This is a genomic window from Streptomyces sp. NPDC104814, from assembly GCF_055583185.1.
The window spans coordinates 1-25,776 of record NZ_JBVJOL010000001.1 but is presented as its reverse complement, the minus strand read 5'-3'; the positions used below and the strand labels follow the sequence as shown (position 1 = coordinate 25,776).

General features: G+C 71.4%; 13 protein-coding genes, 1 tRNA gene and 2 rRNA genes. 3 read left to right on the top strand and 13 right to left on the bottom strand.

What is annotated here, in order from left to right:
- Window positions 1-47: 47 nt before the first annotated feature.
- Window positions 48-5,060 carry an ATP-dependent helicase gene (locus tag ACZ64A_RS00080; protein ID WP_469807081.1) on the top strand — a complete coding sequence of 1,671 codons (5,013 nt, stop codon included), beginning with the start codon at window positions 48-50 and terminating at the stop codon, window positions 5,058-5,060.
- 25 nt (window positions 5,061-5,085) lie between these two features.
- Window positions 5,086-5,922, top strand: a complete 837-nt coding sequence (locus tag ACZ64A_RS00075; protein ID WP_469807079.1) for a DNA-formamidopyrimidine glycosylase family protein — start codon at window positions 5,086-5,088, stop codon at window positions 5,920-5,922.
- Between the two features lie 580 nt (window positions 5,923-6,502).
- Here ACZ64A_RS00075 and ACZ64A_RS00070 read toward each other — a convergent pair.
- The 9 genes from ACZ64A_RS00070 to ACZ64A_RS00030 all read right to left on the bottom strand — a co-directional run bounded on the left by ACZ64A_RS00070 (window position 6,503) and on the right by ACZ64A_RS00030 (window position 21,338).
- Window positions 6,503-6,973, bottom strand: a complete 471-nt coding sequence (locus tag ACZ64A_RS00070; protein ID WP_469807077.1) for a Dps family protein — start codon at window positions 6,971-6,973, stop codon at window positions 6,503-6,505.
- A 179-nt stretch (window positions 6,974-7,152) separates the two neighbouring features.
- On the bottom strand, window positions 7,153-7,533 hold the full coding sequence (locus ACZ64A_RS00065; RefSeq protein WP_062700236.1) for a helix-turn-helix domain-containing protein: 381 nt from the start codon (window positions 7,531-7,533) through the stop codon (window positions 7,153-7,155).
- Between the two features lie 109 nt (window positions 7,534-7,642).
- Complete coding sequence (locus ACZ64A_RS00060) at window positions 7,643-8,188, bottom strand: CinA family protein (RefSeq protein WP_469807075.1); 546 nt, start codon at window positions 8,186-8,188, stop codon at window positions 7,643-7,645.
- A complete protein-coding gene (gene pgsA / locus ACZ64A_RS00055) occupies window positions 8,185-8,937 on the bottom strand; it encodes a CDP-diacylglycerol--glycerol-3-phosphate 3-phosphatidyltransferase (protein WP_469807074.1) in 753 nt (250 codons plus the stop codon). Before pgsA ends, ACZ64A_RS00060 begins: the two co-directional genes overlap by 4 nt.
- Window positions 8,934-10,394 carry a 30S ribosomal protein S12 methylthiotransferase RimO gene (rimO, locus tag ACZ64A_RS00050; RefSeq protein WP_469807072.1) on the bottom strand — a complete coding sequence of 487 codons (1,461 nt, stop codon included), beginning with the start codon at window positions 10,392-10,394 and terminating at the stop codon, window positions 8,934-8,936. Before rimO ends, pgsA begins: the two co-directional genes overlap by 4 nt.
- An 86-nt stretch (window positions 10,395-10,480) precedes the next feature.
- A complete protein-coding gene (locus ACZ64A_RS00045; protein WP_469807070.1) occupies window positions 10,481-11,320 on the bottom strand; it encodes a helix-turn-helix domain-containing protein in 840 nt (279 codons plus the stop codon).
- A 543-nt stretch (window positions 11,321-11,863) separates the two neighbouring features.
- Window positions 11,864-14,662 (bottom strand): DNA translocase FtsK, encoded by a 2,799-nt coding sequence (locus ACZ64A_RS00040; RefSeq protein WP_469807068.1) that lies wholly within the window; start codon window positions 14,660-14,662, stop codon window positions 11,864-11,866.
- A 237-nt stretch (window positions 14,663-14,899) separates the two neighbouring features.
- A complete protein-coding gene (locus ACZ64A_RS00035) occupies window positions 14,900-15,580 on the bottom strand; it encodes a response regulator (RefSeq protein ID WP_391692097.1) in 681 nt (226 codons plus the stop codon).
- 268 nt (window positions 15,581-15,848) lie between these two features.
- Window positions 15,849-21,338 carry a HAMP domain-containing protein gene (locus ACZ64A_RS00030; protein WP_469807066.1) on the bottom strand — a complete coding sequence of 1,830 codons (5,490 nt, stop codon included), beginning with the start codon at window positions 21,336-21,338 and terminating at the stop codon, window positions 15,849-15,851.
- Between the two features lie 410 nt (window positions 21,339-21,748).
- Between ACZ64A_RS00030 and ACZ64A_RS00025 the strand changes: the two genes are divergently transcribed.
- Window positions 21,749-24,505, top strand: coding sequence for a SpoIIE family protein phosphatase (locus tag ACZ64A_RS00025; RefSeq protein ID WP_469807065.1), 2,757 nt, complete (start codon window positions 21,749-21,751; stop codon window positions 24,503-24,505).
- Window positions 24,506-24,560: 55 nt separating this feature from the next.
- Here ACZ64A_RS00025 and ACZ64A_RS00020 read toward each other — a convergent pair.
- The 4 genes from ACZ64A_RS00020 to ACZ64A_RS00005 all read right to left on the bottom strand — a co-directional run.
- A tRNA-Thr gene (locus ACZ64A_RS00020) sits at window positions 24,561-24,636 on the bottom strand.
- Window positions 24,637-24,712: 76 nt separating this feature from the next.
- On the bottom strand, window positions 24,713-25,375 hold the full coding sequence (locus tag ACZ64A_RS00015; protein ID WP_469807063.1) for a DegT/DnrJ/EryC1/StrS family aminotransferase: 663 nt from the start codon (window positions 25,373-25,375) through the stop codon (window positions 24,713-24,715).
- Window positions 25,376-25,490: 115 nt separating this feature from the next.
- Window positions 25,491-25,607 (bottom strand): 5S ribosomal RNA (gene rrf / locus ACZ64A_RS00010).
- Window positions 25,608-25,702: 95 nt separating this feature from the next.
- A 23S ribosomal RNA gene (locus tag ACZ64A_RS00005) occupies window positions 25,703-25,776 on the bottom strand; the annotation flags it as partial.

Here is a 25,776-nt window from a genome sequence, read left to right as displayed (position 1 = left end):
CCCCGCAGCTCAAAGCCGTTGTCAGTGGGTGGGTGCAGGATGGACGCATGGTCAGCTCCGCCCATCCGGCCCTCGACGGCTTCTCCCCCGCGACCCGCGGCTGGTTCACGGGGGCCTTCTCCGCGCCCACCGCCGCCCAGGCCGGCGCGTGGCAGGCCATCCGTGCGGGGTCGGACGTGCTGGTGGTCGCCCCGACCGGCTCCGGCAAGACCCTGGCCGCCTTCCTCGCCGCGCTGGACCAGCTCGCCTCCACCCCGCCCCCGGCCGACCCGAAGAAGCGCTGCCGGGTGCTGTACGTCTCCCCGCTGAAGGCCCTGGCCGTCGACGTGGAGCGCAATCTGCGCAGCCCGCTGACCGGCATCCGTCAGGAGTCCGTCCGCCTCGGCCTGCCGGAGCCGGAGGTGAAGGTCGGCATCCGCTCCGGCGACACCCCGCCCGCCGAGCGCCGAGCGCTGTCCACGCGTCCGCCGGACATCCTGATCACCACGCCGGAGTCGCTGTTCCTGATGCTGACGTCGGCCACGCGTGACGCACTGGCGGGCGTGGAGACGGTGATCCTGGACGAGGTGCACGCGGTGGCGGGCACCAAGCGCGGGGCCCATCTGGCGCTGTCCCTGGAGCGCCTCGACGAGCTCCTGCCGAAGCCGGCCCGCCGTATCGGCCTGTCGGCGACCGTCCGCCCGGTCGACGAGGTGGCCCGCTATCTCTCGCCGCGCCGCAAGGTGGAGATCGTCCAGCCGGAGTCGGGCAAGGAGTTCGACCTGTCGGTCGTCGTCCCCGTCGAGGACATGGGCGAGCTGGGCGGCTCCCCGGCCGCCGACGCCTCCGAGGGCGCGGAGCGGCCCTCCATCTGGCCGCATGTGGAGGAGCGGATCGCCGACCTGGTGCAGTCCCACCGGTCCACGATCGTCTTCGCGAACTCCCGCCGTCTCGCCGAGCGCCTGTGCAACCGGCTCAACGAGATCGCCTACGAGCGGGCGACCGGCGAGACACTGGACGAGCACCACGCGCCGGCCGAGCTGATGGGCGGCTCGGGCGCGGCCCAGGGCGCCCCACCGGTCATCGCCCGTGCCCACCACGGTTCGGTGTCGAAGGAGCAGCGCGCACTGGTCGAGGAGGACCTGAAGGCAGGCCGGCTGCCCGCGGTCGTGGCGACCTCCAGCCTGGAGCTGGGCATCGACATGGGCGCCGTCGACCTCGTCGTCCAGGTCGAGTCCCCGCCCTCGGTGGCCTCCGGCCTGCAGCGCGTCGGCCGCGCCGGCCACCAGGTGGGCGCGGTGTCCACGGGCGTGGTGTTCCCCAAGTACCGGGGCGACCTGGTCCAGGCGGCGGTGGTCACCGAGCGGATGCGCACCGGTTCCATCGAGTCGCTGAAGGTCCCCGCCAACCCGCTCGACGTGCTCGCCCAGCAGCTCGTGGCCATGACGGCGTTGGACACCTGGCAGGTCGACGACCTCCTCACCGTGGTGCGCCGCGCCGCGCCCTTCGCGTCGCTCCCGGAGTCGGCGTTCACCGCCGTGCTCGACATGCTGGCGGGCCGCTATCCGTCCGACGCGTTCGCCGAGCTGCGCCCGCGGGTGGTGTGGGACCGTGTCGCCGGTACGGTCACCGGCCGCCCCGGCGCGCAGCGTCTGGCGGTGACCTCGGGCGGCACGATTCCCGACCGCGGCCTGTTCGGGGTGTTCCTCGCCGGGTCCGACCCGAAGAAGGGCGGCGGCCGGGTCGGCGAGCTGGACGAGGAGATGGTCTACGAGTCCCGGGTCGGCGACGTCTTCACGCTGGGCACCAGCTCCTGGCGCATCGAGGACATCACCCGTGACCGCGTGCTGGTCTCCCCGGCGCCGGGCGTGCCCGGCCGGCTGCCCTTCTGGAAGGGCGACCAGCTGGGCCGCCCGCTGGAACTGGGCCGTGCGGTCGGCGCCTTCCTGCGCGAGGTCGGCTCCCTCGACCGCGACGACGCACGGCTGCGGCTGCTCACCGCCGGCCTGGACGCCTGGGCCGCGGACAACGTACTGGCGTATCTGGCCGAGCAGCGGGAGGCCTGCGGTCACATCCCCGACGACCGCACGATCGTCGTGGAGCGCTTCCGTGACGAGCTCGGCGACTGGCGGGTCGTGGTGCACTCCCCCTTCGGCGCCCAGGTGCACGCCCCGTGGGCGCTCGCGCTCGGTGCCCGCCTCGCCGAGCGGTACGGCATGGACGCGCAGGTCATGCACGCCGACGACGGCATCGTGCTGCGGCTGCCGGACGCCGACCTGATGGGCCTGGAGCTGCTCGACCAGCAGCCGTCGAAGGCGGGCAGCGAGTACGACGCCGACCAGGCCCCGGTCGGCGCCGCGGACGTCGTCTTCGACAAGGGCGAGGTCGACCAGGTCGTCACCGACCAGGTCGGCGGCTCCGCCCTGTTCGCCTCCCGCTTCCGCGAGTGCGCCGCCCGCGCCCTGCTGCTGCCGCGCCGCAACCCGGGCCGGCGCACCCCGCTGTGGCAGCAGCGCCAGCGCGCGGCCCAACTGCTGGAGGTGGCCAGCGAGTTCGGTTCCTTCCCGATCGTCCTGGAAGCGGTCCGCGAGTGCCTGCAGGACGTCTTCGACGTGCCCGGCCTGACCGAGCTGATGGGCGACCTGGAGTCCCGCAAGGTGCGCCTGGTCGAGGTGACCACCCCGGAGCCGTCCCCGTTCGCGCGCTCCCTCCTCTTCGGGTACGTCGCCCAGTTCCTGTACGAGGGCGATTCCCCGCTCGCCGAGCGCCGCGCGGCCGCGCTGTCGCTGGACTCCCGGCTGCTGGCCGAGCTGCTCGGCCAGGCGGAGCTGCGCGAACTGCTCGACGCCGAGGTGCTGACCGAGCTGGAGCGGGAGCTGCAGTGGCTCACCGAGGACCGGCGCGTCAAGGACGTCGAGGGTGTCGCGGACGTACTGCGTCTGCTCGGCCCGCTCACCGAGGCCGAGCTGGCCGAGCGCGGCGCCGAGCCTCAGTGGGCGCACGAACTCGCCTCGGCCCGCCGGGCCATCCGGGTCCGCATCGGCGGCAGGGACCACTGGGCGGCGATCGAGGACGCGGGCCGGCTGCGTGACGCGCTCGGCACCGCGCTGCCCGTCGGGGTCCCCGAGGCCTTCACCGAGCCGGTCAAGGACCCCCTCGGCGACCTCCTCGCCCGCCACGCCCGCACCCACGGCCCCTTCACCTCGGCCACCGCCGCCGCACGGTTCGGGCTGGGCGTCGCGGTCACCGACGGCGCGCTTCAGCGGCTGGCGGCGGCCGGCCGGGTCGTCCAGGGCGAGTTCCACCCGGCCGGCATCGGCCAGGAGTGGTGCGACGCGGCCGTACTGCGCCGGCTGCGTCGCCGTTCCCTGGCCGCGCTGCGCCACGAACTGGAGCCGGTGCCGCCGGCCGCGCTGGCCCAGTTCCTGCCGCAGTGGCAGCACATCGGCAAGGGCCACTCCCTGCGGGGCGTCGACGGACTCGTGCGGGCTGTCGAGCAGTTGCAGGGCTCGTCCGTGCCCGCGTCCGCCCTGGAGAAGCTCGTCCTGCCGTCCCGGGTCAACGGCTACACGCCTGCGATGCTCGACGAACTCACCGCCGCCGGAGAGATCGTCTGGGCCGGCGCGGGCGCGCTGCCCGGCAAGGACGGCTGGGTCTCGCTGTACTTGGCGGACGCGGCCCCGCTGCTCCTGCCGCCGCCCCACCCACTGGAACTGACGACCCTGCACGAGTCCGTGCTGGGCACCCTGTCCGGCGGTTACGGCCTGTTCTTCCGTCAGATCGCCGACCAGGTCCGCGCCACCACCCACCCGGATGCGACCGACCCCCAACTGGCCGACGCCCTGTGGGACCTGGCCTGGTCCGGCCGGCTCACCAACGACACCCTCGCCCCGATGCGTTCCCTGCTGGGTTCGGGCCGCACCGCGGGCTCCACCGCCCACCGCGCCAAACGCGCGGTCCCGCGCGGCCGCTACGGCTCCCTGACCGCCGCGGCTCGCCCCGCTTCCCGCAGCGGGCCGCCCACCGTCGCCGGCCGCTGGTCCCTGCTCCCGGCACAGGAGCCGGATGCCACGGTCCGTGCCCATGCCCTGGCCCGCACGCTCCTCGACCGGCACGGCGTGGTGACGCGAGGCGCCGTCGGCGCGGAGGGCGTCGAGGGCGGCTTCTCGGCGGTCTACCGCGTCCTGTCCGTGTTCGAGGAGAGCGGCCAGGCCCGTCGCGGATACGTGGTGGAGGGTCTCGGTGCCGCGCAGTTCGCCATGGACGGCGCGGTCGACCGGCTCCGCGCGGTGGCCAACGCCCGCGAGCGCGGAGACGCCGCAAGGGCGGCGGCCCCGGCCGGCTTCGGCGCCCCGGAGGGCGACGGTCACGGCAGCCCCGGCGGTCTGCGCTCCGACGGTTTCCCCGCCACCGACGCCGACTGGACCAAGGCCTTCGACGCGCCCGACGGCACGCAGTACCCGGACTTCCCGCTCTCCCCCGGCGACTGGGTCTCCCCGCGCGACTTCGACTCCCCCGGCGCCGGCGGACCTCGCGGCGGCGGCCCGGGCCACGGCGCCGGCGCGCCGTACGACGGCTACGGCGGCGGCTACGACCCGAGTGCCGGCGCGGCATCCGGGTACGACCGCCGTTCCGGCAACCAGGGCCCGTACGGCACGTACGGCAACCGCCGCGCCGATCCCACCGCCGCCACCCGCTCCGTCGTCCTCGCCGCCGCCGACCCGGCCAACGCCTACGGCGCCGCCCTGCCCTGGCCGGAGCCGCCGACCGGCGCCGGACACAAACCGGGCCGCAAGGCGGGCTCACTCGTGGTGCTGGTCGACGGCGAGCTGGCGCTCTACATGGAGCGCGGCGGCAAGACCCTGCTGGCCTGGCCCTCCGAGCCGGACGCCGACGCGACCGAGGACGCGCGGCTGCGGGCGGCCGCGGAGGCCCTGGCAGCAGCGGCCCGCGCCGGTTCCCTCGGCACGGTCACGGTGGAGCGCGTCAACGGCGCCTCCGCCCTGACCTCCCCCTTCGGCACCCTGCTGGAAGGAGCGGGCTTCATCGCGACCCCCCGCGGCCTTCGGCTACGGGCCTGACGGAGCCGCATGTCACCCTTGACGCATGCCCGAAGGTGACACGGTCTGGCAGGCCGCGAGGCGGTTGCACGGCGCCCTCGCGGGGCGGGTGCTGACCCGCAGCGACTTGCGCGTCCCCCGGTACGCCACGGTCGACCTCACCGGACGCGCCGTGCTGGACGTCATCTCGCGCGGCAAGCACCTGCTCACCCATGTGGAGGGCGGACTGACCCTGCACTCGCATCTGAAGATGGACGGCTCCTGGAAGGTGTACGCCCCCGGCCAGCGCTGGAGCGGCGGCCCCGCCCACCAGATCCGCGCGATCCTGGGCACGGACGAGCGCACGGCCGTCGGCTACCGCCTGCCGGTCCTGGACCTGGTGCGCACCGCCGAGGAGGAACGCTTCGTCGGCCACCTCGGGCCCGATCTCCTCGGCCCCGACTGGGACGGCGACCGTGCGCTGGCCAATCTGCTGCGGGACCCGGCTCGTCCGCTCGGCGAGGCCCTGCTGGACCAGCGCAATCTCGCGGGCATCGGCAACGTCTACAAGTGCGAGCTGTGCTTCCTGCTGGGCGTCACCCCCTGGCTCCCGGTCGGCGCCCTGCCCGCCGAGCGCGCCGCGCAACTGCCGGCGCTGGCCAAGAAGCTGCTGGAAGCCAACCGCGACCGGGCGATCCGCGCCACGACGGGCAAGCGGGGCCAGGACCTGTTCGTCTACAGCCGCGCGCCGCGCCCCTGTCTGCGCTGCGGCACCTCGGTCCGGGTGGCCGACCAGGGCGACGGCTCCCGCGAGCGCCCCACGTACTGGTGCCCCAGGTGCCAGAGGGGCCCGGCACCCGGCCCGGCCCCACGCCGCGGCCCCCGCCACCGCACGACCTCATGACTCCCTGCCACCGCAGGACCCCATGACACCCCGACACCGCACGGCCCCCTGAGCACCGCCCCCGCCCGCACGCCACGCACGGCACCCGACGAGCCAGGTATCCGTATTCACGGCGGCCCGGACTCCTCACCCGACCAAGGCGGCGACGTCGCCGCTGGATCCCCGACCGTCCCGTCGCCACCCGCCGCGTCATAACCCTCCGCGTCACCCCCCACATCCCCGCGGCGCCCCCCGCTCCCCCGCTCCGCACCCCCGCGCCACGCCTCCCGCCAGCGCCCCGTCCTCACCGCCCCAGCGGCCCGCCCCTTGGGGACGCAGTGCACCGGCAGCAGGCTCAGCCCCCATCCGCCGGCCGCCACGGCGCCCTCCAGGGCCCCCGCCCCAGGGCTGAGCGCGAGCCGGAGGACGGCCCACCACCAGACCGCGGCGAGTCCCGCCCCGGCTCCGCAGCGCGCCATGGCGCCCCAGCGCGCTGTTCGCCCCGCCATGCCACCACCACCTCCAGCCGGACACCGCAAGGCCGCCCGGGGGGCCGCCACGGCGCGCGAGCGGCCCACGGGGGTGTCTCCGGGCCCGGCCGTCAGCTGTTCTCGGCCTGGAACATCCAGTGGTGTTTCTCGAGATCCTGGGTGATCTGGATGAAGAGGTCCTGGCTGACCGGGTCGGCGTCGGCCGTGGACGTCACGCGCTCCCGCATCCGGGTGATCGCCGCGCCGAGCGCTTCCACCAGGGTCCGCACCGCGTCCGCGTCCTTGATCCAGCCGTCGGAGACCTGGCCGAGGCCGCTGCCGGCGGCCACCGTGGCGGCCCGGCCGTCCGGCGACACGCCCAGCGCGGACGCCCGCTCCGCGACCGTGTCCATGTGGGTGCGCGCGCTGTCGACGACCTCGTCCAGCTGGAGGTGCACGGACCTGAACCGTGGCCCGACGACGTTCCAGTGCACCTGCTTGGCGACCAGCGACAGGTCCACCAGGTCGACGAGGGCGCCTTGCAGTGCCTCGCCTACGGTCTTCAGGTCGGTGTCGGACAGGGGGCTCTTCACGACGTTCATCCACGCCTCCGTTGGTTCACCCGGTCGTCCCCTCCACCATGACGGCCTGGCTCAAGTCGGGCAAATGGACCAAAGCGACCGATGAACGCCGCGTCACCGAGGTCGCGGTACGCAAAAACCCCGACCGCGCTCCTCCGTTCGCTCCGGAGAAGCCCCGGCCGGGGCCACGGACAGGTGTGTCAGGCGGCGACGACGTCCACCGCTTCGCTGGGCGCCTTGATGGTCACCCGTTCCGGTGGCACACCGGTCACCGACACAGAACCCAGCATCGGGCGGACCGACGTGGGTACAGGCTCGCTGGGGGTGGCCGCAGCGGACTGCGCCAGCTCGGCGAGGGCGAGTTCGTCGCTCACTTCGCGCATGAGCTCGGACATCCGTACGTCCAGCGCGTCGCAGATGGCGGAGAGCAGCTCGGAGGAAGCCTCCTTCTGCCCCCGCTCCACCTCGGAGAGATAGCCGAGCGAGACTCGGGCGGACGAGGAGACTTCGCGCAGAGTACGGCCCTGGCGTTGGCGCTGCCGACGCAGCACGTCACCCAGCAGGCGACGGAGCAGAATCATCGGTGGCTCCCTCCTCGGACCGCGTAGCCGCATCCTTCTCGCCCCACCGTACCGCCTCGCGCCGCGGCCGTGCGGGGAGCGATGTCGTGTTCACTCAGGGCTGCAAACATCAAAACCCCCCGTTCTGTTCCGTATCCTGTGCCCGCTCATTCCCGGTCTGTTCGCCCGCTAGCTCCTTCAGAAGCAGCACGAGCACGCTCCGTACACTCTCTCTACGAATTTCCGCGCGGTCGCCGTTCAACCGCAGGGGCTCCACTTTTCCGCCACCGGCGGAACCGGAATCCCCGCCACGGGGGCCGTCCACAGCCACGAAGACCGTGCCCACGGGCTGCCCGTCCTGCGGTTCCGGACCGGCGACACCGGTGGTCGCGATGCCCCAGTCGGCGCCGAGCGCCTTGCGCACGCCGGCCGCCATCTGGGCCGCGACCTGCGCATCCACCGCTCCCCGCTCGGCCAGCAGGGTGGCGTCCACGCCGAGCAGCTCCTGCTTGAGCACGGTGGCGTACGCCGTCACCGAGCCGCGGAACGCCTTGGACGCCCCGGGCACCGCGGTGATCTCCGCCGCCACCAGCCCACCGGTCAGCGACTCGGCGACTGCCAGGGTCTCGCCCCTCACCGTCAGTAGTCGCACCACGTCGGTGGCCGGAAACGTCACGCTTGCTTCTCCTCCAACGCCGCCTGGCGCTCGGCGATTCCCTGCCGCCGCAGCACAATGGCCTGTCTGATGTAGTCCAGACCGGTCACCACAGTCAAAACGACCGCCGCGGCCATCACCCAGAACCTCAGGGTGGCCAGCCACCCCGTGAGCGCCAGCACGTACATGCCGACGGCGACGCCCTGGGTGAGCGTCTTCAGCTTGCCGCCCCGGCTGGCCGGGATGACGCCGTAGCGAATGACCAGAAAACGCAGCAGCGTGATGCCCAGTTCCCGGCCGAGGATCACGCCGGTCACCCACCACGGCAGATCGCCGAGGCCGGACAGACAGATCAGCGCCGCCCCCATGATCGCCTTGTCGGCGATGGGGTCGGCGATCTTCCCGAAGTCGGTGACCAGGTTGTAGGTGCGCGCCAGATGCCCGTCGAACAGGTCGGTGATCATGGCGATGGCGAAGGCCGCCCAGGCCAGCGACCGCCACGCCGGGTCGTACCCGCCGTCGGCCAGCATCAGCGCGACGAAGCCCGGCACCAGCAGGAGCCGGAGCATGGTCAGCAGATTGGCGACGTTCCACACGCTCGCCTGGTTGACGGCGGCCGCGGCGATCTTCCCGCCGCGCGGCGACCGGCCACCCGCCGCTGCGCCGGACGCGTCCGCCGATGCGCCGGAGGCGTCCGAGCCGGACGGCACCGGCGCCCCCTTCGCCTGGGAGGAGCCGCCCGCGGCGGACGACGCCGGGACACCCGTCATCTGCCCGCCTCCTCAGGACACGCCAGCGGCTCGGCCACGAGGTCGACACCTTCCGTACCGACCACCTTCGCCTCGACCATACGACCGACGCTCAGGCCTTCGCCGCTCGTGAGCAGCACCTGGCCGTCCGTCTCGGGCGCCTGGTGCGCCGCCCGGCCGTACACGCCCTCTTCCTCGTCGACGGACTCGACCAGGACGTGCACCGTTTCGCCGACGCGCTCCTCGGCGCGCTGGGAGACGAGTTCCTCGGCCAGCCGGGACACCCGCGCCAGCCGCTCGGCGACGACGTCCGGATCGAGCTTGTTGTCGTACGTCGCCGCTTCGGTGCCGTCCTCGTCGGAGTAGCCGAAGACGCCGATCGCGTCGAGGCGCGCCCCGTTCAGGAACCGCTCCAGCTCGGCCAGGTCGGCCTCCGACTCGCCGGGGAAGCCGACGATGAAGTTGGAGCGCACGCCCGCTTCGGGGGCCTTGCCGCGGATGGTGTCGAGCAGCTCGAGGAAGCGGTCGGTGTCGCCGAAGCGGCGCATGGCGCGCAGCACGTCGGGCGCGGAGTGCTGGAAGGACAGGTCGAAGTAGGGGGCGATCTTCGGGGTGGAGGTCAGCACGTCGATCAGGCCGGGACGCATCTCGGCCGGCTGGAGGTAGCTGACGCGCACCCGCTCGATGCCGTCGACGTCGGCCAGCTCCGGCAGCAGCGACTCCAGCAGACGGATGTCGCCGAGGTCCTTGCCGTAGGAGGTGTTGTTCTCGGAGACCAGCATGATCTCCTTCACGCCCTGCTCGGCCAGCCACCGGGTCTCGTTCAGCACGTCGCTGGGGCGGCGCGAGATGAAGGAGCCGCGGAAGGACGGGATGGCGCAGAACGAGCAGCGCCGGTCGCAGCCGGAGGCGAGCTTGACGGAGGCCACCGGGGAGCCGTCGAGGCGCCGGCGCAGCGGGGAGCGCGGACCGGAGGCCGGGGCGACGCCCTCGGGCAGGTCGGCGGGGCCGTGCCCGGGCAGGGCCACCGCGGCGGCCGACTCCTGGCGCTCGGCCGGGCTGATCGGCAGCAGCTTGCGCCGGTCGCGCGGGGTGTGCGCGGCGTGGATGCCGCCGTTCAGGATGGTCTGGAGCCGGTCCGAGATGTTCGCGTAGTCGTCGAAGCCGAGCACGCCGTCGGCCTCGGGCAGGGCCTCGGCGAGTTCCTTGCCGTACCGCTCGGCCATGCAGCCGACCGCCACGACGGCCTGCGTTCTGCCGTGGCCCTTGAGATCGTTGGCCTCCAGGAGGGCGTCCACGGAGTCCTTCTTGGCGGCGTCGACGAAGCCGCAGGTGTTCACGACAGCGACGTCGGCGTCTTCGGCGTCCTCCACGAGCTGCCAGCCGTCCGCCTCCAGACGGCCTGCGAGCTCCTCCGAGTCCACCTCGTTACGGGCGCAGCCAAGGGTGACGAGTGCGACGGTACGGCGTTCAGGCATGGGCTCAAGACTACTTCGTCCCACCGACACCCCATGTCGAAGGGCCTGGCCGATCTTGGCCGGCCCCTTCCGTGCCGCGCCGTCGGCTACCCGGCCTGCGGGTCGCCCTTGGTGTAGGTCAGGCGTTCCACGGCGCCCGGCTGGAAGTCGTCCTCGATCTTCTTGCCGTTGACGTAGAGCTGGATCGCCCCCGCGTCACCGAGGACGAGGTTGACCTTGGAGTTGTCCTGGAAGGTCTTGGACTCGCCCTGCTTGAGCAGGCCGTCGAAGAGCAGCCGGCCGTTGTGGTCCTTGGCCGAGATCCAGCTGCGCCCGTTGGTCGCGCTGACCTGCACGGTCACCTTGTCCTGCGGGGCGGCGGCGATGGCGCTGTCGGAGGGCTCCGGCTTCTGGTCGGCCGGCTTGGTCCTGGTCGGCTTCGGCGCGGCGGGCGCGCTGGTCGCGGCTTCGGAGCCCTCGGCGACCTGCTGCCCCGCGCCGCTGTCACCGCCGCCCTTGACGAAGGTGAAGCCGACGAAACCGATCACGACGACGATCGCGGCGACCATCGCGGCGGTCCAGTTCGGCCCGCGGCGCTCGGGGCGGATACGTTCCGCCTCGAAGAGGGGCGCCGCCGGCGTGGGCGCGGGACGCCCGCCATGGTCGGCGTCGTACTGGGCGATCAGGGGCTCGGGATCGAGGTGGACGGCCTTGGCCAGGGTCCGGATGTGACCGCGGGCGTAGACGTCGCCGCCACAGGGGGCGAAGTTGTCCGCCTCGATCGCGTGCACGATCGCGATACGGACCCGGGTGGCGTTGCTGACGTCGTCGACGGTCAGTCCGGCGGCGATACGGGCCTGCTGCAGGGCACGGCCGACGGAGAGGCTGGCTTCCTCGCGACCGTCTTCGAAGGGACGCTCGTCTTCAGGGGAGTTGCCGAGGGACACGGGGGCGCCTTTCGAGCGTGTAGCCACCTGTGCTGGAGGTTCAGTCTAGGGGGGGTACGAAAGGGTGGGGCAACCGGGCGGTCGGACTTTGTACGCCATCGGTATGGCCGGACACGCCGATGACGGGCCGGGCGCGGAGCCCATGATGAAACCCCTACCCGTCCTCTCGCTCAACTTGACGTGTGGCAAAGGGAAACGGTTGCCCTTCGTTCTCTAACGGGTGAGTCACGGAGAGTCCGGCCGGGTGAAGCGCGGCGACCGCCCGGGTGAAACCCGCCCGGCCGTCCGGGTGAAACCCCACCGGAACGCCCGGGACGGGCTCAGCGGCCACCCGGGCGACATGCCTCCGGCCACTCGGCCGAACGAGCACCGGCCGGCCGGGTGGCACCCCGAGCGGCCCCGGCCTGCCCACCGCAGGAACGGCGCCCCACGTGCCCGCCCCGGACGGCACCCCCGACCTGCCACCGCGGACGGCACCCCGGGCCACCCCGGCCCACTCACCCGCCGTGGACGGCACCCGGAGCAGCCGCACCCCGCACCCGCCTACCCCTCGGACTCGCCCCGGAGCACCGCCAGCACCCCGTCCAGCTCGTCGGGCTTGACCAGGACGTCCCGCGCCTTGGAGCCCTCGCTCGGGCCGACGATGTTGCGCGACTCCATCAGGTCCATCAGCCGGCCGGCCTTGGCGAAGCCGACCCGCAGCTTGCGCTGGAGCATGGACGTCGACCCGAACTGCGTCGAGACCACCAGCTCGGCCGCCTGGCACAGCAGGTCCAGGTCGTCGCCGATGTCCTCGTCGATCTCCTTCTTCTGCTTGGTCCCGACGACGACGTCGTCCCGGAAGACCGGCGCCATCTGGTCCTTGCAGTGCTGGACGACGACCGCGACCTCCTCCTCGGTCACGAACGCGCCCTGCATACGGGTCGGCTTGTTCGCGCCCATCGGCAGGAACAGCCCGTCGCCCTTGCCGATCAGCTTCTCCGCGCCCGGCTGGTCGAGGATGACGCGGCTGTCGGCCAGCGACGACGTGGCGAACGCGAGCCGCGAGGGCACGTTCGCCTTGATCAGACCGGTGACGACGTCGACGGACGGGCGCTGGGTGGCGAGCACCAGGTGGATGCCGGCCGCGCGCGCGAGCTGCGTGATGCGCACGATCGCGTCCTCGACGTCACGCGGCGCGACCATCATCAGGTCGGCCAGCTCGTCGACGATCACCAGCAGATACGGGTAGGGCTGCAGCTCCCGCTCGCTGCCCGCGGACGCCTTGACCTTGCCCTCGCGCACGGCGCGGTTGAAGTCGTCGATGTGCCGGTAGCCGTACGCGGCGAGGTCGTCGTAGCGCATGTCCATCTCACGCACGACCCACTGCAGCGCCTCGGCGGCCCGCTTGGGGTTGGTGATGATCGGCGTGATCAGGTGCGGGATGCCCTCGTACGCGGTCAGCTCGACCCGCTTGGGGTCGACCAGGATCATCCGCACGTCCTCCGGGGTCGCCCGCATCATCACCGAGGTGATCAGGCAGTTGATGCAGGACGACTTGCCGGAGCCGGTGGCGCCGGCCACCAGCATGTGCGGCATCTTGGCGAGCGAGTGCATGACGTACCCGCCCTCGACGTCCTTGCCGAAGGCGACCAGCATCGGGTCGTCGTCCTCCGCGGACTCCGCGAGGCGCAGCACGTCGCCGAGGTTGACCATCTCCCGGTCGGTGTTCGGGATCTCGATGCCGACCGCGGACTTGCCCGGGATGGGGCTGATGATCCGCACGTCCGGGCTGGCCACGGCGTACGCGATGTTCTTGGTGAGCGCGGTGATCCGCTCGACCTTGACGGCCGGGCCCAGCTCGACCTCGTAGCGGGTGACCGTCGGGCCGCGCGTGAAGCCGGTGACGCGCGCGTCGACCTTGAACTCGGTGAAGACGGTGGTCAGCGACTCGACGATGGCGTCGTTGGCCGCGCTGCGCGCCTTGCCCGGCCCACCCCTTATGAGCAGGTCGAGCGAGGGCAGCGCGTAGGTGATGTCTCCGGACAGCTGGAGCTGCTCGGCGCGCGGCGGCAGGTCGCGCGGCTCGGTGGGCGGTGTCTTGGTCAGGTCGGGGACCGCGGACCTGGTCCCGGCGGGCTCGGCCGGTTCCGGCCGCGGGGTGCGTTTGCCCGGCTGGGGCCGCGCGGCCGGCACCGGGGTGGACGCCGGCGCGGCGGCCGCACCGGGTGCCGGGGTGGGCGTCGGGGCGGTGTCCTCCCGGTCGCCGATGCGCACGCCCTGGGTGAGGTCGGCGACGATCGGCGAGGGCGGCATGCCGTGCAGGACGGCGCCGTCGAGGTCGGCGGCCGCAGCGGCGGCGATGTCCACCGCGTCCAGCTGCCGGTCCGGAGCGGGCTGCGGCACGGCGGAGCGGCGCGGGCGGCCCCGGCGCCGGGCGAGCGCTTCCTGCTCGGCGCTCTCGGGGTCGTATCCCTGGGGGGCGCTGGAGCGCCGGCGGGGACGCGCGGGCAGCGCCTCGCGCCACTGCTCGTCGTAGCGCTCGTCGTCGTCGGTGTACTCGCCGTACTCGGTGTACTCGTCGTCCGCCGGGTCGGGCAGGATGCCGAGCTTCACGCCGAGCTGGCGCAGCCGCTGCGGGATCGCGTTGACCGGGGTGGCCGTGACCACCAGCAGCCCGAAGACCGTCAGCAGCACCAGCAGGGGCACGGCGAGGACCTCGGTCATGGTGTACGTCAGCGGGGTGGCCGCCGCCCAGCCGATGAGGCCGCCGGCGTCCCTTATGGCCTGCATGCCGCCGCTGCGGGCGGGCGAGCCGCAGGCGATGTGGACCTGGCCGAGCACGCCGATGACCAGCGCCGACAGCCCGATCACGATCCGGCCGTTGGCGTCCTGCTGCTCGGGATGGCGGATGAAACGCACCGCGATCGTGCCGAGCAGGAGCGGCACCAGCAGGTCCAGCCGGCCGAACGCGCCGGTCACCAGGATCTCGACCAGGTCACCGACCGGGCCCTTGAGATCCGCCCAGGTGCCGGCGGCGACGATCAGCGCGATACCGAGCAGCAGCAGCGCGATGCCGTCCTTGCGGTGGGCGGGGTCGAGGTTCTTCGCACCCTGCCCTATGCCGCGGAAGACGGCGCCGACGGCGTGCGCCACGCCCAGCCACAGCGCACGCACCACCCGGTACAGGCCCCCGGTGGGGTTCGGCGCCGGCTGGGGCACGGGCTTCCTCGCCACAGCCTTCCGGGCGGGCGCCTTCTTGGCCGGGGCCTTCTTCGCGACGGCCTTCCTCGCCGGAGCCTTCGCGGGAGCGGCCGCCTTCTTCGCGGGCGGCTTCTTGGCTGCGGAGGGACGTGAGGCCATGGATGTGAGGTTACCGGTGGAGACGACAGCGGACACGTGTGCCCACTGCTTCACCCGTTCGTGTCGCCGTGGACTTCGGCGAAGCCGACGTGCTTGACGGCCGGCGAAACGACCTGCGTGCGGCCGGAAGGAACTGACGCCCGATCAAGGAAAACCGACGCGCCGCTCACCGGGGAAGTGACGCGCGCTCATCCGCAACTGAGCGCATCGCGCGCGTCGTTCCGCACCCGACGCCCGTCAGCCTTGCGGAGGCACCGGGGAGCCGCCGCTGCCGGTGCCCGGCTCCAGCGCGTCCAGGGCCCGGCGCAGCCCGGTGAGTTTGCGCTCCAGATGGGCCGCCGTGGCGACCGCGGCCGCGTCGGCCGACTCCTCGTCCAGCTGTTTGGACAGCGCCTCGGCCTGCTCCTCGACGGCGGCGAGCCGCGCGGACAGTTCCGCGAGCAGCCCGGCCGACTCCTTGCCGGCCACGCCGCCCTTGCCGCCGCCTTCCAACTGCAGGCGCAGCAGCGACGCCTGCTCACGCAGCTGGCAGTTCTTCATGTACAGCTCGACGAACACGGAGACCTTCGCCCGCAGCACCCACGGGTCGAACGGCTTGGAGATGTAGTCGACCGCGCCCGCCGCATACCCGCGGAAGGTGTGGTGGGGGCCGTGGTTGATCGCGGTGAGGAAGATGATCGGGATGTCCCGGGTGCGCTCCCGCCGCTTGATGTGCGCGGCCGTCTCGAATCCGTCCATGCCCGGCATCTGGACGTCCAGCAGAATGACCGCGAAGTCGTCCGTGAGCAGTGCTTTGAGTGCTTCCTCCCCGGACGATGCCCGCACCAGCGTCTGATCGAGCGCAGAGAGGATCGCCTCCAGCGCCAGCAGATTCTCCGGCCGGTCATCGACCAGGAGGATCTTGGCCTTCTGCACCATGGCCCGCCCTCCTCGCCCCGGCTTGGGGCCTCCCCTGTCCGCAGGACTTGGGGAAGCACCGGGCGCCGCCCCACTGGACGACTCCCTTGCGCCGTCCGTCCTCGTGCCGGTCATCGTAGCTGCACCCCGCCTGTCGCCACACCCTGTCACCGCGATGTCACTGTGCACGTAGCAGAAACGTAGTGGGAGACCAGAAGGTTCCCCGGATCCCGTACTTCTACACAGCCGCGCGCACCCTCTGTCAGCGACTCCCGGTGAACGTCACCGATCATTCCCCGCGCATCCACTGCTCCATCACGGTCAGCAGGTGATCGGGGTCGACCGGCTTGGTGACGTAGTCGGACGCGCCGGACTCGATGGCCTTCTCCCGGTCGCCCTTCATCGCCTTCGCGGTGAGCGCGATGATCGGCAGCCCGGAGAACTGCGGCATCCTGCGGATCGCGGTGGTCGTCGCGTACCCGTCCATCTCCGGCATCATGATGTCCATCAGGACGACCGCCACGTCCTCGTGCTGCTCCAGCACCTCGATGCCCTCACGGCCGTTCTCCGCGTACAGCACCGACAGGCCGTGCTGCTCCAGGACGCTCGTCAGCGCGAAGACGTTGCGGATGTCGTCGTCGACGATCAGCACTTTCTGGCCACCGAAGCGGATGCCGCGGTGCGGCTGCGGCGCCCCCTCCTGCTCGCTCCCCGAGAGCGCGGACGCCCCGGACGCCGTCCCGGGCCACTGCTCGGGCTGCGCCGCCGGACGCTGTTCCAGCGCCGCGGACGCGGCCCGGCGGCGGCGCCGGAAGAGCGCCGCGGCACCGTTCTGGGTCTCCTGGTACGACTTCACCTCGGCCGGCGTCTCGAAGTCCGGCCCGGACAGCTCCCGGGCCCCGTTGCGCGACGCCGCCGTCTCACCGCCCCCGAGCGCCGGCGGCGCCTGCTGGTAGCCCTGCGGCGGCAGCTCGCTCATGTGCAGCGGCAGATACAGCGTGAACGTCGAGCCACGGCCCGGCTCGCTCTGCGCGTGGATCTCACCGCCGAGCAGCTGCGCGATCTCCCGCGAGATCGACAGCCCGAGGCCCGTACCGCCGTACTTGCGGCTGGTGGTGCCGTCGGCCTGCTTGAACGCCTCGAAGATCACCCGCATCTTGCTCGCCGCGATGCCGATACCGGTGTCGGTCACCGAGAACGCGATCAGCGGCTCGTCGGGGCTGGTCAGCGAACCGACCTCCAGCAGCTGCTCCCGGATGGACTGCGGCACGTCCGCCCCGGCCGGCCGGATCACCAGCTCCACGGAGCCGGAGTCGGTGAACTTCACCGCGTTCGACAGCAGGTTGCGCAGGACCTGCAGCAGGCGCTGCTCGTCGGTGTGCAGCGTGGCGGGCAGCTCCGGCGAGACCCGCACCGACAGGTCCAGGCCCTTCTCCGCGGTCAGCGGCCGGAACGTGGCCTCCACGTAGTCCACGAGCTGCACCAGCGCGATCCGGGTCGGCGAGACGTCCATCTTGCCCGCCTCGACCTTCGACAGGTCCAGGATGTCGTTGATCAGCTGCAGCAGGTCGGATCCCGCGCCGTGGATCGTCTCGGCGAACTCCACCTGCTTCGGCGACAGATTGCCCTCGGCGTTGTCGGCGAGCAGCTTGGCCAGGATCAGCAGCGAGTTCAGCGGCGTACGCAGCTCGTGCGACATGTTGGCGAGGAACTCGCTCTTGTAGCGCATCGACACCGCGAGCTGCTCGGCACGCTCCTCCAGGACCTGCCGCGCCTCCTCGATCTCGGTGTTCTTCACCTCGATGTCGCGGTTCTGCCGCGCCAGCAGCTCGGCCTTCTCCTCCAGTTCGGCGTTGGACGCCTGCAGCGCCTTCTGCCGCTGCTCCAACTCCGCCGAGCGCTCCCGCAGTTGCTCGGTCAGCTCCTGCGACTGCTTCAGCAGCTGCTCGGTCTTGGTGTTGACGGAGATGGTGTTGACGCTGGTCGCGATCATCTCCGCGATCTGGTTCAGGAAGTCCTTCTGGATCTGCGTGAACGGCGTGAACGACGCCAGCTCGATCACGCCGAGCACCTTGCCCTCGAACAGCACCGGCAACACGATCACCTGTGCAGGCGGCGCCTCACCGAGCCCGGAGGAGATCTTCAGATAGCCGCTGGGCGCGTTCTCCACGAGGATCGCGCGCTTCTCCTCGGCGGCCGTGCCCACCAGCGCCTCACCGGGCCGGAACGACGCCGGCATGGACCCCGTCGAGTAGCCGTACGACCCGAGCATGCGCAGCTCGTAGTCGTCCTCGCCGCCGGGGACGTCCTTGCCCTCCATCAGCGGCATGGCGACGAAGAACGCGCCGTGCTGCGCCGACACCACCGGGGTCAGCTCGCTCATGATCAGCGAGGCCACGTCCTCCAGGTCGCGCCGGCCCTGCATCAGCGCCGAGATACGCGCCAGGTTGCCCTTCAGCCAGTCCTGCTCCTTGTTGGCGATCGTGGTGTCGCGCAGGTTGGCGATCATCTTGTTGATGTAGTCCTGCAGCTCCTGGATCTCGCCGGAGGCATCGACGTCGATCTTCAGGTTCAGGTCACCACGGGTCACCGCGGTCGCCACGCGCGCGATGGCCCGCACCTGCCGGGTCAGGTTGCCCGCCATCTCGTTCACGGACTCGGTCAGGTCGCGCCAGGTGCCGTCGACGTCACGCACGCGTGCCTGGCCGCCGAGCTGCCCCTCGGTGCCCACCTCGCGGGCCACGCGCGTGACCTCCTCGGCGAAGCTGGACAGCTGGTCGACCATCGTGTTGATCGTCGTCTTCAGCTCGAGGATCTCGCCGCGGGCGTCGATGTCGATCTTCTTGCTCAGGTCGCCCTTGGCGATCGCCGTGGTGACCAGGGCGATGTTGCGCACCTGACCGGTCAGGTTGGACGCCATCTGGTTCACCGACTCGGTGAGGTCCTTCCAGGTGCCGGCCACACCGGGCACGTGCGCCTGACCGCCGAGGATGCCGTCCGTGCCCACCTCACGGGCCACCTTGGTGACCTGCTCGGCGAACGAACTCAGCGTCTTCACCATCGTGTTGATGGTGTCGGCGAGCTGCGCGACCTCACCGCGCGCCTCGATGGTCACCTGACGCGTCAGATCACCGTTGGCGACCGCCGCCGACACCTGGGAGATGTTGCGCACCTGTGTGGTCAGGTTCTTCGCCATCAGGTTGACGTTGTCGCTGAGGTCCTTCCAGATGCCCGTGACACCCGGCACGTGCGCCTGGCCGCCCAGGATGCCCTCGGTGCCCACCTCACGGGCCACCCGGGTCACCTGCTCCGCGAACGACGACAGCTGGTCGACCATCGTGTTCACGGTCGTCACCAGCTCAAGGATCTCGCCCTTGGCGTCGACGGTGATCTTCTTCGACAGATCGCCCTTGGCGACCGCGGTGGTGACCTCGGCGATGGACCGCACCTGAAGGGTCAGGTTGTTGGCCATGCCGTTCACGGACTGCGTGAGGTCCTTCCAGGTACCGGAGACGCCCTGCACCTCCGCCTGGCCACCCAGGATGCCCTCGGTGCCCACCTCGCGGGCCACGCGGGTGACCTCCTGGGCGAACGACGACAGCTGGTCCACCATCGTGTTCAGGGTGTTCTTCAGCTCCAGGATCTCCCCGCGCGCGTCCACGGTGATCTTCTGCGAGAGGTCACCGCGCGCCACCGCCGTGGCCACCTGCGCGATGTTGCGCACCTGGGCGGTGAGGTTTCCTGCCATTCCGTTCACGGAATCGGTCAGGTCCCGCCACACGCCGGCCACGCCGGGCACCTGCGCCTGACCGCCCAGCCGCCCGTCGGTGCCCACCTCGCGGGCGACCCGGGTCACCTGGTCGGCGAACGCGGACAGCTGGTCGACCATCGTGTTGATGGTGTTCTTCAGCTCCAGGATCTCGCCGCGCGCGTCCACGTCGATCTTCTGGGAGAGGTCACCGCGCGCGACGGCCGTCGTCACCTGCGCGATCTGCCGCACCTGCGAGGTGAGGTTGCCGGCCATGAAGTTGACGGAGTCCGTCAGCTCCTTCCAGGTGCCCGACACACCGTCCACGCGGGCCTGACCGCCGAGCCGGCCCTCCGTGCCCACGTCCCGCGCCATCCGCGTCACCTGGTCGGCGAACGACGACAGCTGGTCCACCATCGTGTTCACGGTGTTCTTCAGCTGGAGCATCTCACCGGAGACGTCCACGGTGACCTTCTGCGACAGATCACCGTTGGCCACCGCCGTCGTCACCTGAGCGATGTTGCGCACCTGCCCGGTGAGGTTGCGGAACGCGGTGTTGACGGAGTCCGTCAGGTCCTTCCACGTGCCCGCCGCGCCCGGCACCTGCGCCTGACCGCCCAGCTCGCCCTCGACGCCGATCTCCCGCGCCACGCGGGTGACCTCGGCACCGAACGACGACAGCTGGTCCACCATCCCGTTGACGGTGTTCTTCAGCTCCAGCATCTCGCCGGCCACGTCCACGGTGACCTTCTGCGACAGATCACCGTTGGCCACCGCCGTCGTCACGGCCGCGATGTCCCGCACCTGCGTCGTCAGGTTCCGGAACACCGTGTTGACGGAATCCGTCAGGTCCTTCCAGGTACCGGCCGCGCCCGGCACGTTCGCCTGCCCGCCGAGCCGACCCTCGGCACCGACCTCGTTGGCCACACGCGTGACCTCGTCGGCGAAGATCCGCAGCGTCTCGGTCATCTGGTTGATCGTGTCGGCGAGCTGCGCGACCTCACCGCGCGCCGGGACCGTCACCTTCCGCGACAGATCACCGCTGGCGACCGCCGTGGTCACCTCCGAGATCCCGCGCACCTGGGCGGTGAGGTTGCCCGCCATCGTGTTGACGGAGTCGGTCAGCTCCTTCCACACCCCGTCCACGCCCGGCACCTGCGCCTGGCCGCCCAGGATGCCCTCGGTGCCCACCTCACGGGCGACCCGCGTCACCTCCGAGGAGAACGCGGAGAGCTGGTCCACCATCGTGTTGACGGTGTTCTTCAGCTCCAGCATCTCGCCGGCCACATGCACGGTCACCTTGCGTGACAGATCGCCCTTGGCGACGGCCGTCGTCACCAGGGCGATGTCCCGCACCTGCGCGGTGAGCCGCGACGCCATCGTGTTGACGGAGTCCGTCAGATCCTTCCAGGAGCCCGACAGGCCACGCACGCGTGCCTGCCCACCGAGCTTGCCCTCGGTGCCCACCTCGCTGGCCACCCGGGTGACCTCGTCGGTGAACGTCGACAGCTGATCGACCAGGTTGTTGACCGTCCGCGAGACCTTCAGGAACTCCCCGCGCAGCGGATGCCCGGCCCCCTCCGGCGTCTGGGTGCGCAGCTCCATGCGCGGCGACAGATCACCGTCCGCGACCGCCGACAGCACCCGGCTGACCTCGGAGACCGGCCGCACCAGGTCGTCGACCAGGTCGTTGGAGGCGTCGATGGCGGCCGCCCACGAGCCTTCGCACGCCCCCGTCTCCAGCCGTTCCGTGAGCTTTCCCTCACGGCCCACCATGCGCCGCACCCGCGACAGCTCACCCGTGAGATGCAGATTGCGGTCCGCCACCTCGTTGAACACGGCCGCGATCTCCGACATCACGCCGTCCCCGGACACCGTGAGCCGCTTGCGGAAATTACCGTCACGCATGGACACCAGAGCCGCCAGGAGCCGGTTCAGGGCAGCCGTGTCCACCACGGTCGTCCCGCCCCGCGATGTGCGCTGGTTCTTCGCGCGCGTCTTCGTGCCCCGCGTCGCTGCGCCAGACTCCACTGTGTCCCTCCCGCAGGGATCGACCGTTACTGCCGTGCTCGTAGTGCCCCGGTCCCGCCGCTCCGGCGTACCAGGTGCCACCGCGTGTGTCAGCCCATTGCCGGCAGACCACACGAACGGGCTGCTGCCCACCCTGGCCGGACGACACTCGGCCTGCCCGGACCTTCACCGGAAGCCTGCCGCGACTTTCACCGGAAGCCTGCCCAGTGTTTCACCCTCGCCGAACCAGGCCATAACAGTTCGGCAGCTTCGCACATCGTCCGCACACCCTCCGGACGGAAACACTGCTGACCGGCATCCGCATGGACGGGGAAGGTAAGTACCCTTGCATGCGGCTGTCCAGCCGCACCGATCCGTCCGGCCTGGGCGGTGGCACAGTACGAGCGGGCATCGGAGGGGCGGCCGCAGACATGACCACCGGACTGATCCCGGGGGCACAACCCCCGGAACCCCGGCCGACGAGCGCGCGCCCGCCGCACCAGCGGAGCGAGCCCGACGACGGGGCAGCCCAGCACGTCGACGACCGGCCGAGGAGTTTCGTGATCACCGCGCGCGCGGCAGCCAGCTTCGAGCCTGTCGGGCGATCGGTCGCGACCGCCCGCTCGTTCGTCCGCGACACCCTCCAGGGCTGGGGATTCGCCGACATCGTGGACGACGCGGTCGTCCTGACCAGCGAACTGGTGACCAACGCCGTGGTCCACGCCGGCACCCACGCCGACGTGCTGTGCCTGCGCACCGAGGACGGCGTGCGCATCGAGGTCTCCGACCGCTACCCCGAGCGGGAGCTCCCCGTCCAGAGCGCCGCCGTCTCCATGGGCAGCCCGGACCGCGAGGGCGGCCGCGGCCTCCAGCTCTGCGCCGCCCTGGCCGGCCGCTGGGGCGTGGAGTACACCCCCACCCACAAGAACGTCTGGTTCCAGCTCGACCTGCCCGCACGCCCCGTCGGCACCCGCACCGCCGGCCCGGCCCTGCCGGCCGAGCTGCTGCCCATCGCCGACGGCCGGATCCGCGTCGCCGTCGTCCAGATCGACCGCGGCGGCGCGATCAGCGCCTGGAGCGAGGACGCCGAGGACCTCTTCGGGTACCCCGCCGACCAGGTCACCGGCAAGCCCCTCACCGACCTCGCCGCCTGGCCGCAGACCCCAGGCACCGGCACCGGCATCGCCGAGGCGCTCCAGCTCTCCCGCTGGGAGGGCAGCTACGGCATCCGCGGCGCCGACGGCCGCGTCATCCCCGTCTACGCCTCCCACCTCCGCGTCCGCGACACCTCCGGCGAACCCTCCACGGTCTGCCTGCTGGTCCGCGACCACGAACGCGCCGTCCTGCAGACGCCCTTGCGGGCCCCCGTCACCGATCCGGCCACCTCCGCGGACGGCCAGAGCAACGACCCCTTCGACGCCTTCATCGGCTCCCCCGCCCCCGACGACCTCGACGGCCTCCTCCAGCGCACCGTGGAACGCGCCCGCGACATGCTCGACGGCGACTCCGCGTTCCTGCTGCTCGCCACCGACGACGAGACCGAACTGGAGGTCCGCGCCTCCACCGGCCTGCCCTCCGCCCGGCAGCGCTTCGCACGCGTCCCCGTCGAAGCCGGCCCCGGCCGCTACGGCTCCGCCCGCATGCCCGCCGTCCACGACGACCTCACGGCCGTCCCCGGCGCCGTACCCCTGCTGAACGGCACCGGCATGCGCTCCGTCGTCACCGTCCCGCTCAAGGTCGAGGGCCGCCTCACCGGCTCCCTCGGTGTCGCCGCCGAAGCCCCGGGCCGCTACTCCAACGAAGAAGCGCTGCGGCTGCAGTTCGCCGCCGACCGCATCGCGCTCGCCGTCGAGTCCGCCCGCCTGGGCGAGCTGGAACGCCTGCGCCGCGGCTCCCTGAGCTTCCTGGTGGAGGCCTCCGACCTCCTCGCCGGCACCCTGGACCGCGACCAGACCCTCGCCCTCATGGCCCAGATGACGGTCCCGACGCTGGCCACCTGGTGCGCCGTCTACACGATCGCCGACCAGGCCTCAGAGCCGTATCTGTCGTACGTCCTGCACGAGGACGAGGAACTCATCGACGGCATCAAGTCGTTGCTGTCGAAGATCGCCCCGCCGGACCCGGTCCCCACGCCCGGCGCCCGCGTCTGGACGACGCCCGCCGAGACCGCCCACCAGGCGGCGCTGCGCAGCTCCATGCGCAGCCTCGGCCTGACCGGAGGCCCCATCCACCAGATGGCCTCCGGCATGGGCCCCACGCTCGCCGTGGCCTCCGCGCTCGGCGGCGAGACGGTCGTGCTGCCGCTGGTCGCCCGCAACCGCGTCATCGGCATGCTCACCCTGGGCAAGCCCACCGACGAGCACTTCCGCCAGGAAATCCTGGAACTGGCCGAGGACTTGAGCCGGCGGGCCGCTCTCGCCCTGGACAACGCCCGGCTGTACTCGGAGCGCACGGCCATCAGCCAGTCCCTCCAGCGCAGCCTCCTGCCGCCGGAGCTGCCGCACATCGACGGCGTCGAGGTCGAGGTGATCTACCGCGCGGCCGGCGAGGGCAACGAGGTCGGCGGCGACTTCTACGACCTGTTCCCGATCAGCGACGGCGCCTACGGCTTCGCCATCGGCGACGTCTGCGGCACGGGCCCCAACGCCGCCGCCGTCACCGGCCTCGCGCGGCACGCCCTGCGCCTCCTGGCCCGCGAGGGTCTGAGCGGCCCGGCCGTCCTGGAGCGCCTGAACTCCGCGATCCTCGACGAGGGCGCCCGCAGCCGCTTCCTGACCCTCCTGTACGGCGAGATGCGCCCGCAGGACGACGGCAGCGCCGAGCTGAAGGTGGTCTGCGCCGGGCATCCGCTCCCGCTGCGCCTGCGCCAGGACGGCACGGTGGAGGCGGCAGCCGAGCCCCAGCCGCTGCTCGGCGTCATGGACGACCTGGAGCTGTACGAGCAGACGGTCACCCTGGACCCGGGCGACGTCCTGCTGTGTGTCACGGACGGCGTGACGGAACGCCGTGAGGGCACGCGCATGCTCGGCGACGACGGCCTCGCCGACGTCCTGACCACCTGCACGGGCCTGACGGCCGGCGCGGTCGCCGCACGCATCATGCGGGCGGTGGAGCGTTTCGCGTCGGACGCCCCTTCGGACGACATGGCGATCCTGGCGATGCGCGTGCCGGAACCGCACAACGACTGAACAAAGGCCTGAATGCGAAAAGGCCCCCCGCCCATCGGGCGGGGGGCCTTTCTCGTGGAGCCCCCAAACGGAATCGAACCGTTGACCTTCTCCTTACCATGGAGACGCTCTGCCGACTGAGCTATAGGGGCTTGTCGCTTTTCCGAGGTTTCCCTCGCGGCAACGAAATGAAGCATACCCCGATCGGACGGGGATTCCCAAACTCGTTCAGAAGGCCGGCGTCACCAGCCCGCCGAGCGCATTACAGGCACCCACAATGCGCTGCATGTCCCGTTTCGTCAGTCCGGCATCGACCGGCAGTGAAAGCGTCTCATCGGCAGCCCGTTCCGTCACCGGCAGGGACACGCACTGCCGGAACTCCGGCAGCCGGTGCACCGGCGTCTTCACCGGCACCCGGCAGTCGATTCCCTTGGCCCGCACCGCGCGAGCGAAAGCGTCGCGATCGGGCCGCCCATTGCCGGGCACCCGCACGACGTACTGCTGATAGGTGTGCCCGTCACCGCCGTCAGGGGTCAGCACCCCCCGCAGCCGGGCATCGAGATAGGCCGCCCGCTCCCGACGCTGAGCGACCTCGTCGTACGGCGCGTGCGACTCCCCCTGCTCCAGCAGGAGCAGCCCGTGCCGCTGCCCGAGCGCACGCAGCGCCCCCAGCTCGGCCATCCGCCCGAAGCGGTGTACGACAACGACGGCAGCCGTCCGCGGAGTTACGGCCGCTTCGACGGCGGCCGTGTCCAGGCAGTACGTCACCGGGTCTATGTCAGCGAACACCGGCAGCGCACCGGCCAGGGTCACCGCACCGGCGACCTCGACGCTCCCGAAGGCCGGCACGACGACCTCGTCACCCACGCCGATACCGGCGGCCCTGAGCATTGCAGCAGCACCCATGCCACCGATGCTCGATGCGGAACCTGAACCTCAAGTGACGGCAAACAAAAAAGGGTTGGACCCTGAACCGAAGTTCGGGGTCCAACCCTTTTCAATAATTGTTCGGCGGTGTCCTACTCTCCCACAGGGTCCCCCCTGCAGTACCATCGGCGCTGTAAGGCTTAGCTTCCGGGTTCGGAATGTAACCGGGCGTTTCCCCTACGCTATGACCACCGAAACACTATGAAACTGTCGAACAATGCCGCACCACCCGGAAAAATCCCGATGGGGCTGTTCGTGGTTTCAGAACCAACACAGTGGACGCGAGCAACTGAGGACAAGCCCTCGGCCTATTAGTACCGGTCAACTCCACACGTTACCGTGCTTCCATATCCGGCCTATCAACC

Bases quoted from the DNA above. Each gene is read 5' to 3' on its own strand.
- ACZ64A_RS00080 (WP_469807081.1), top strand. From the start codon at position 48: ATGGTCAGCTCCGCCCATCCGGCCCTCGACGGCTTCTCCCCCGCGACC.
- ACZ64A_RS00075 (WP_469807079.1), top strand. From the start codon at position 5,086: ATGCCCGAAGGTGACACGGTCTGGCAGGCCGCGAGGCGGTTGCACGGC.
- ACZ64A_RS00070 (WP_469807077.1), bottom strand. From the start codon at position 6,973: ATGAACGTCGTGAAGAGCCCCCTGTCCGACACCGACCTGAAGACCGTA.
- ACZ64A_RS00065 (WP_062700236.1), bottom strand. From the start codon at position 7,533: ATGATTCTGCTCCGTCGCCTGCTGGGTGACGTGCTGCGTCGGCAGCGC.
- pgsA (WP_469807074.1), bottom strand. From the start codon at position 8,937: ATGACGGGTGTCCCGGCGTCGTCCGCCGCGGGCGGCTCCTCCCAGGCG.
- rimO (WP_469807072.1), bottom strand. From the start codon at position 10,394: ATGCCTGAACGCCGTACCGTCGCACTCGTCACCCTTGGCTGCGCCCGT.
- ACZ64A_RS00040 (WP_469807068.1), bottom strand. From the start codon at position 14,662: ATGGCCTCACGTCCCTCCGCAGCCAAGAAGCCGCCCGCGAAGAAGGCG.
- ACZ64A_RS00035 (WP_391692097.1), bottom strand. From the start codon at position 15,580: ATGGTGCAGAAGGCCAAGATCCTCCTGGTCGATGACCGGCCGGAGAAT.
- ACZ64A_RS00025 (WP_469807065.1), top strand. From the start codon at position 21,749: ATGACCACCGGACTGATCCCGGGGGCACAACCCCCGGAACCCCGGCCG.
- ACZ64A_RS00015 (WP_469807063.1), bottom strand. From the start codon at position 25,375: ATGCTCAGGGCCGCCGGTATCGGCGTGGGTGACGAGGTCGTCGTGCCG.